This window comes from Candidatus Vicinibacter affinis, assembly GCA_016714365.1.
GTDB lineage: Bacteria > Bacteroidota > Bacteroidia > Chitinophagales > Saprospiraceae > Vicinibacter > Vicinibacter affinis.
In genome coordinates, this window is the sequence record JADJNH010000003.1 from 1 (window position 1) to 6173 (window position 6173).

8 protein-coding genes are annotated in these 6173 nt (G+C 60.4%); all 8 read right to left on the reverse strand.

The features are described from left to right. Positions 1 to 159: 159 nt before the first annotated feature. Positions 160 to 732, reverse strand: coding sequence for a hypothetical protein (locus tag IPJ53_00255; protein ID MBK7797525.1), 573 nt, complete (start codon positions 730 to 732; stop codon positions 160 to 162). A gap of 100 nt (positions 733 to 832) precedes the next feature. Beyond that, entirely contained in the window at positions 833 to 1252 is a 420-nt protein-coding gene (locus IPJ53_00260) for a helix-turn-helix transcriptional regulator (GenBank protein MBK7797526.1), read from the reverse strand. A 36-nt stretch (positions 1253 to 1288) separates the two neighbouring features. Then, positions 1289 to 1585, reverse strand: coding sequence for a hypothetical protein (locus tag IPJ53_00265; GenBank protein MBK7797527.1), 297 nt, complete (start codon positions 1583 to 1585; stop codon positions 1289 to 1291). Positions 1586 to 1602: 17 nt separating this feature from the next. Continuing rightward, a complete protein-coding gene (locus IPJ53_00270; protein ID MBK7797528.1) occupies positions 1603 to 1812 on the reverse strand; it encodes a hypothetical protein in 210 nt (69 codons plus the stop codon). Then, on the reverse strand, positions 1809 to 2027 hold the full coding sequence (locus IPJ53_00275) for a single-stranded DNA-binding protein (protein ID MBK7797529.1): 219 nt from the start codon (positions 2025 to 2027) through the stop codon (positions 1809 to 1811). The genes IPJ53_00270 and IPJ53_00275 overlap by 4 nt, the downstream gene beginning before the upstream one ends. A 23-nt stretch (positions 2028 to 2050) precedes the next feature. Further along, a complete protein-coding gene (locus tag IPJ53_00280) occupies positions 2051 to 3796 on the reverse strand; it encodes an AAA family ATPase (GenBank protein ID MBK7797530.1) in 1746 nt (581 codons plus the stop codon). A gap of 208 nt (positions 3797 to 4004) precedes the next feature. Beyond that, entirely contained in the window at positions 4005 to 5075 is a 1071-nt protein-coding gene (locus IPJ53_00285) for a hypothetical protein (GenBank protein MBK7797531.1), read from the reverse strand. Between the two features lie 237 nt (positions 5076 to 5312). Beyond that, the gene (locus IPJ53_00290; protein ID MBK7797532.1) at positions 5313 to 6038 is read right to left on the reverse strand and encodes a YqaJ viral recombinase family protein; all 726 of its coding nucleotides are present in this window, start codon (positions 6036 to 6038) and stop codon (positions 5313 to 5315) included. Between the last annotated feature and the right edge of the window lie 135 nt (positions 6039 to 6173).

Sequence of the window (6173 nt, forward strand, 5' to 3'; positions counted from 1 at the left end):
ATACAATGCGCTCTGGCGCGACCGGAACGCCGTCGTCAGCGTCCTGTATCGACCAATCGCAAATTACCCTCAGAGCGCACCGCATCATCACTGCGCGCCTCAGAGCCTTGCGCAGCTTCCTATGCCCGAGCTGGGCGAGCAGGCGTTTCGTTTTCTTCTTCATGTCGCACTCCTGCTGGAAAGATATTTTGCGTATGCGGCATCATCGCGCCACGACCTATGCAAAGTCGCCCCGTTCTCTAACAAGAAAATTTGCCCGGTGGCGCAATTTCGCAGCAATTTCCGTCGCCCGTCGATCGCGTCTTCCTCGTCTTCCTTGTCATCATCTTCGCGCATCGTTGCTAGCCGCTGCTGGACTGTGCGCAGCGCCGCATCTCTGCATTGCGAGCTTCTTGCGGACGCCGACCTGCGGACGCCTATCTTTTTGGCAATCTCAGCCAACTGGTGCATTGTCACCCCGATGCGTTTTGCGAGATCTGACGTGTCTCCTTCCGGGTACTCTGCAGCGACAATCCTTTTTTCCTCGTCGGTCGTTCTGCGCGCCGATGAGTGCCGGCTAGGGTCTATCATGCCGAGACTTGCAAGGTGAGTAAGCCGACCGGACGCCTGGCTTTTTGACAATTTCATCGTGGCCATGATATCCGCCAGAGACGCTCCGCTCTTGCGCGCGGCGATGATAAGCGGGTCGAGCACATCCCAATTGGGGAGGCCGTTTTTTAACCCCTCTCTCATGCTGGCACGAACACGGTTTTACGCGCCGTGCGACCAATTTCGACGAGTCCGTAGACGATCACTTCGTCGTCGCTGCGCAGCGCCATTGCTGTTGCCGTATCTAGATCTGCAACAATGCTTTGGTTTGCTGGCGAATCGGTCCCCTGAACCATGTAGGCCGAGTAGCGCGGACAAACGCCAGTTGGCGCGGAGGCCATCTCGCTCGGTCTTCTGGCGCGCAATGCGATTGATGATCTTCACCATCTTGGCCGGTGTCCGCGACCGCTTGCGCGTCGTCATTGCCAGCGCTCAACCATTCGCGCCCCTTCTGCGCAATGTGGTACGTCACGAAGCGCGTCATTTCGTCCTGCTCGATCGTCAGCAGGCCAGCCTTTTTTGCCACTCCGGCGTTGTCGCGCACCTGGCCGGCGGTGAGCCCTGCAGATTCTGCAAGCTCCGCTGTTGTCAGGCCACAATCTGCGTTGGCCAGCGCGCGTAGAATCTTCGCGCGGGCGCCGTTTTGTTGGGTTTTTGGTTCCATTGTTGGTCCTTGTTGTTGGTCGCGCCTAATTGGCGTTTAAGTTATGCGGAGGGTGTATCCACATTCTGGAGCCGTTCGCACTTGATCGAACTGGAACAGCAGCATCGCCGGCCAGGTTTGCCCGTTTTGTTCAGCCTTCGTCAGCGATGCCTTTAGGGCCTGTCGTGCAGACTCTTCAGAGAGAAAAATTGTCGCTCCACGATCAAACAAAAGGCAGTCACGCGCGGGGTCTTTGTTCGTACCGTAGGCCATTGGGCCTTGCCCAACATGGCCGGAGTCCTTTTTTTCCTTCGGCCGTGCCGTGATGATGTATCCGCATATAAAATCGCTCATGTCGTGTCCTTTTGTGGTCAGAAGGGGATGTCGTCATCCATGTCATCGAAATACGGCTTTTTCTTTGCTGGCGCGCTCTGAGCCTGAGCCTGCGGCCGTTCAGCCTGTGGCGCCGGCCGCGATTCGCCATCGCTACTCTTTCCGCCGATCAAATCAATCTCGCTAACGCGCACCTCAAGCGACGTTTTCGTTTCGCCGTCCTTGTTCGTCCATTCGCGCAGATTCACCGATCCGCTGATTCCGACTTGTCCTTTTGCAGGTATTGCGCCAGCCTTTGCGCCAGGTCGCAGAACACGGCGCGATGCCACAGTCGTTTCTTCTTGTCGCCGAATCCAACATCAACGGCAACTGAGAATTCAGTAACGGCGGTGCCGTTCGGGATGTATTTCTGCTCTGCGTCACGGCCAAGTCGGCCGGTGAATGTCCATACGTTGAGACTCATTTTTTTGTCCTTGCTGTGTGATGTCAGGCGGCTTTGAGATTACCGGCGGTTGTCGCCCGCCCGTTCTCGATCCAGACCGCCTCAATGTTGTCCGGCAGATTCGCCGGCAGCGCCTTCAGCGTCGCGAAAAGCAGCGCTGTTTCGATCTGCCCTGATGAAGACAGATCGTCCAGCCAGAACAGCAAGTCCTCGCGACCCTCAATGTCGAGCACGTCGACCCGGTCCAGAACGAGCAACTTTTCGCCGGACAGATGCGCGATCGTCTCGGCGATCATGGCGTCGACGCGCCACTGGTCTGACTCAGAGAGCAGCCGATAGGGGCGGCCGCCTGCGGTTATTTCCATGTCGGCCGTGATGGTGACGATCGGCCACTCGGTAGAAAGGCTGCTATCTGCAAGCCGCGAATTCACCGGGCCAAGCGCCTCTCCGAGCATCTGTCCCGGTATCCCGTCCGGCGCCAGTGCGGCGGCGATCGTTTCCCATTGCTGCACGTCGCCGTGGTGCTTCGCGGCGTCTGCGGTGCGCTTGTCGGCCTGCTGCGCTGCGCGTTCCGCATCTTCCAGTTCGCGGATGGATTTCTGCAGCTCTGCGCGCTGCTGTTTCAGATCGTCGGTTGCCGCCTTCAGCGTGTCCATTTCGCCGGTGTTCGGGCATTCAGCCAATCCGGCGTCTTCGATTTCGGCGAGCGCCTTTGCGGCGGCGTCTGCGGCGCCCAGGTCGCGCTTTCCGTTCTCGACGGATCGGCGCATAAGGTCGGCGGCTTGCTTGTATTCGCGCAGCTTCCCGGCGGCTTCGTGATCGACTGGAGGGGGCGGCGTGAATTCGACAAGGGCGCCGTTGGCGTGCGAGTGCCGTAGCACCGTTCCGCAGTTTGGGCAGTCGTAGGTCGGCTCATCCGGCAGGCGCGGGCCAGCGTTACGGCTCGCCTCGGCGAACTTCTCTTCCCACTGCTTCAGTTCGGCTTCGTCGCGCGCGATCTTGTCGGCGATGCGCGCGTATTTGCCGGCTTTCTCGCGCAGCTCGGCGAGCCTTCCGGCCTGCTCTGCCGCGCGCTTTGCGCGCCCGTTCATGTCGCCGAGCGTGCCGGCGTTGGCTTCGATCTGCGCGTCAAGGCGTGACAGCGCGTCACGTGTTTCAGGCAGCTTGTTGGCGCCGGCTGGCGCTGGCGCATTTGCCCGCCAGCTTGCGGCCTTGACGCCGCCGTATGTCTCGCCCGTGATCGCGCGCCAGGCGGCCTTGGCGTCGCGCGCCTTGGCTTGGGCCTCTTTGTGTGCTGCGTCGCTGCCGGCGCGCAAATGCGGGGCGATGATGTCGATCTTGTCGGCCGAGCAGCCGCCGCGCTCGTACATGCGCCTGATAACCTCGTCCCCGGTGATCGAGATCCCGGTCAGCGCGAACAGAAGCTGCCGGCGCTCGTTGGCGTCGAGGCTCGCGAACCGCTGCGCATCGAGAACGAACGGCAGCAGTTCGGACGGTCGGACGCTGCCAGTCTGCTCGTGTGCGCCGTTTGGAATGGTGATAGCGGACTGCCCGCCGTCGTTCTCTACAACGGCGTAGCCGACCTCGGAATCGTCCGACACGAGCTGTTTGTACTCTTTCTTTAGGAAGACTCGCGACGGCTCGCCGGTCAGCGCCATGCGCACGGCCTGGGCGACGCTTGATTTGCCGCTGTGGTTTTTCCCGCAGACCAGCAACACGGGGCGAGAAAGCTTCAAGTCGACGTCTCTGGCGCCGATGAAGTTCTTTGCGGTGATTGCCGAGATTCTCATCTGACTCTCCTCTTGTGCGCCTTGCGGCGCTTGGCCTTGAGTGCTTCGCGTTTGGCGGCGGCTACCGTATGCCGGCCGCCGCTGCCGCTTCCGGCTGTTACTGGCGCTTGGCCGTATCCAGGTCGCGGCGATCAATCGGCCTGGCCGAAGCGGTTGCTGGCCAAAACACCATCCGCAGCCAGCTCTGGAAAGTGAATTCCCCTTCCCATCACTCCACCCCCATCGAACCGCGCTCGCGGCGCTGGCGTGGCGCCGCCGGTTGTTGCTGTTGCTGCTCGGCGACCTCAGCGGCGCGGGCGTTCGCCTCGTCCTCTTCGGACCAGTCGCTTTGCGTGGCTGGCTCTGCCTTCGGCATCTGCTGCGGAACGGTCTGGGGCTGCTTTTCGTCGGGATTCATGCGCTCGCTTTCTTCAGCGTCGCTGGGCCCGTCTTTTCTCGCCGCGTCTGGCTTCACGACTGATTTGAGCCCTTGAGCGCCCGTCTTTTTGGCGCGATCATCTTGCTCGGCAGAAAACCAATCGTCCGGGCCGCTCATTCCGTCCTTGATGCTTGCGTAGATTTTGCGCAGGCTGACGATTTGCGCTGGCTGAATGGCGTCTATTCGGCGCTGGATGCGGGCCTCGACTTGCGCCTTTGTCACGCCGATTGAAGCAAACGCTGAAACCAGTTTCTGCACTGCCTCTTGGCTGGTATCGGCCGTCGCGTGCATCGTTACCGCGCACTGATCTACAGCGGCCTCTGTCACGTCGCCCGGAATGATCGACAAGATGCAGGAGCGCACGCGGCGCTGCGCCATGTTGGCTACCAGCTCGTAAATCTCGCGCTCGTCTCTCGTCTTTCGGCCGCCGGACTTCGTGTCGATCCAGTGGCGAACTCGGAAATTCAGCGGGCGCTCAGTGTTGGTTTCAAGATCCCAGGCAAACGCCTTCACGTCGGAGTACCCAACTCCGTCCCGGTCCTGTCCGCGAGACATTTCGCTGAATCCGAACTTGATATTCCCCCATTGCTGCGCGATCGTCTCAGCAAGCCTAATGGTCGGACCGCTTACGTCTTGCCCGCCCTTTGCGTAGCTGTAGATTGCAGCATTTGCCAAAGACGGCCGGGTGCAGGAATTCAGAATTCGGTCCATCGCCGCTATCTGGTTGCGCGGATTCTGTTGCGCGATGACCATTGCCGCCTGAATTTCAGCGATTGCCCGGTGATGGTCTGAGGTTGCTGCGGAGCTTCCTGCCGCTTGCGGAGCAGAGCTTCCGAAAGGGTTTGAAACGACGTTGTTCATGACGCCTCCTGTTATTTGATCAACAGCGGGCGGTTGCCGACTGTCGTGGTTGTGAATTTCTTGATGTGGTCAGCGGCCGGCGACAGGTCGAGATACGCGGCCTGCCAGTCGGTTTTCTGGCTGTCCTTGTTGCTCTTCCATGTTGCTATCCACTGGCCTTGGTAGATCACCGTTGCAGCCTTTCCGATGTGCAGCTTTATCTGGGTAACGAGAACTTCGGCGCGCGCCGCGAGTGCCTTAATGGCGCCTTTCGTTGCCCTTCAGTTCGGCGATCATTTCCGCCAGCTCGTCGTCGGCCTCGATCACTTCTCCGCAGTCGCGAGCGTACAGCCATCGCACATCATCTGCCGTCTCGGGGTCTGGTGGCTCGCGGTCCTGTACTCGGCGCCAGAATTCAAGTTCTCGCTCACGGATTCCGGCGATCGTCTCTTCGTCGCGCTCGATCCAATGCACGCGCGGCCGGTCGTCGAACCCGGTAAGCGCGGCCACTACCGCGCGGCGGCGCGGCTGGATCATCAAGCCGTGCATCACTTGGGCGGCGTAGTAGATCGGGATTTCGTCTGTCTCTTCTTCGCCCCAGAACTTTGCGGCGAACGGAGAAACGGTCTTGGCTTCGCCGTTGGTCGGCTCGCCGTCGATCAGCAGCTCAAGGTCGATTTCTGCTGCCAGGAACGGGAACGTTGGATCTGCGTAGCGCTGGTTTTGCGCGACCAGTTCAACCTCGTGTCCGCGCTCGCGCAGTTCGTCGACGAGCATTTCAACGACGATCGGTTCCCAGCGCTTGCCGCGCCGGAAAAGCTTTGCCTTGTCGGCGGGCGTCTCTTCTTCGACGGCTGCGCCGGTCTTTTCCAAGTACAGAGCAAAGGCAGATTTCCAAGGCGAAACGCCGAGGATGCTGGCAACGTCGCTGCCGCCGATGTAGGTCGCCCTGTCGGGCGTGTAGATTCCTTGCTCCGCGTTCATGCGTCAATCTCCATGTCGAATTCAATCCGCAGGCTGTCGAGCATTAGCCCGAGCTGCAGACGGCATGCGCGCTCGTCTTTTGCCGCAAGCGCCGTTCCTGCTATGGCAAGCTGCCGATTCAGGTCGCGAAGCAGC

What these genes read in the sequence shown, in the direction of transcription:
- IPJ53_00255 (MBK7797525.1), bottom strand. Translation starts at nt 732, where the DNA reads ATGAGAGAGGGGTTAAAAAACGGCCTCCCCAATTGGGATGTGCTCGAC.
- IPJ53_00260 (MBK7797526.1), bottom strand. Translation starts at nt 1,252, where the DNA reads ATGGAACCAAAAACCCAACAAAACGGCGCCCGCGCGAAGATTCTACGC.
- IPJ53_00265 (MBK7797527.1), bottom strand. Translation starts at nt 1,585, where the DNA reads ATGAGCGATTTTATATGCGGATACATCATCACGGCACGGCCGAAGGAA.
- IPJ53_00275 (MBK7797529.1), bottom strand. Translation starts at nt 2,027, where the DNA reads ATGAGTCTCAACGTATGGACATTCACCGGCCGACTTGGCCGTGACGCA.
- IPJ53_00280 (MBK7797530.1), bottom strand. Translation starts at nt 3,796, where the DNA reads ATGAGAATCTCGGCAATCACCGCAAAGAACTTCATCGGCGCCAGAGAC.
- IPJ53_00285 (MBK7797531.1), bottom strand. Translation starts at nt 5,075, where the DNA reads ATGAACAACGTCGTTTCAAACCCTTTCGGAAGCTCTGCTCCGCAAGCG.
- IPJ53_00290 (MBK7797532.1), bottom strand. Translation starts at nt 6,038, where the DNA reads ATGAACGCGGAGCAAGGAATCTACACGCCCGACAGGGCGACCTACATC.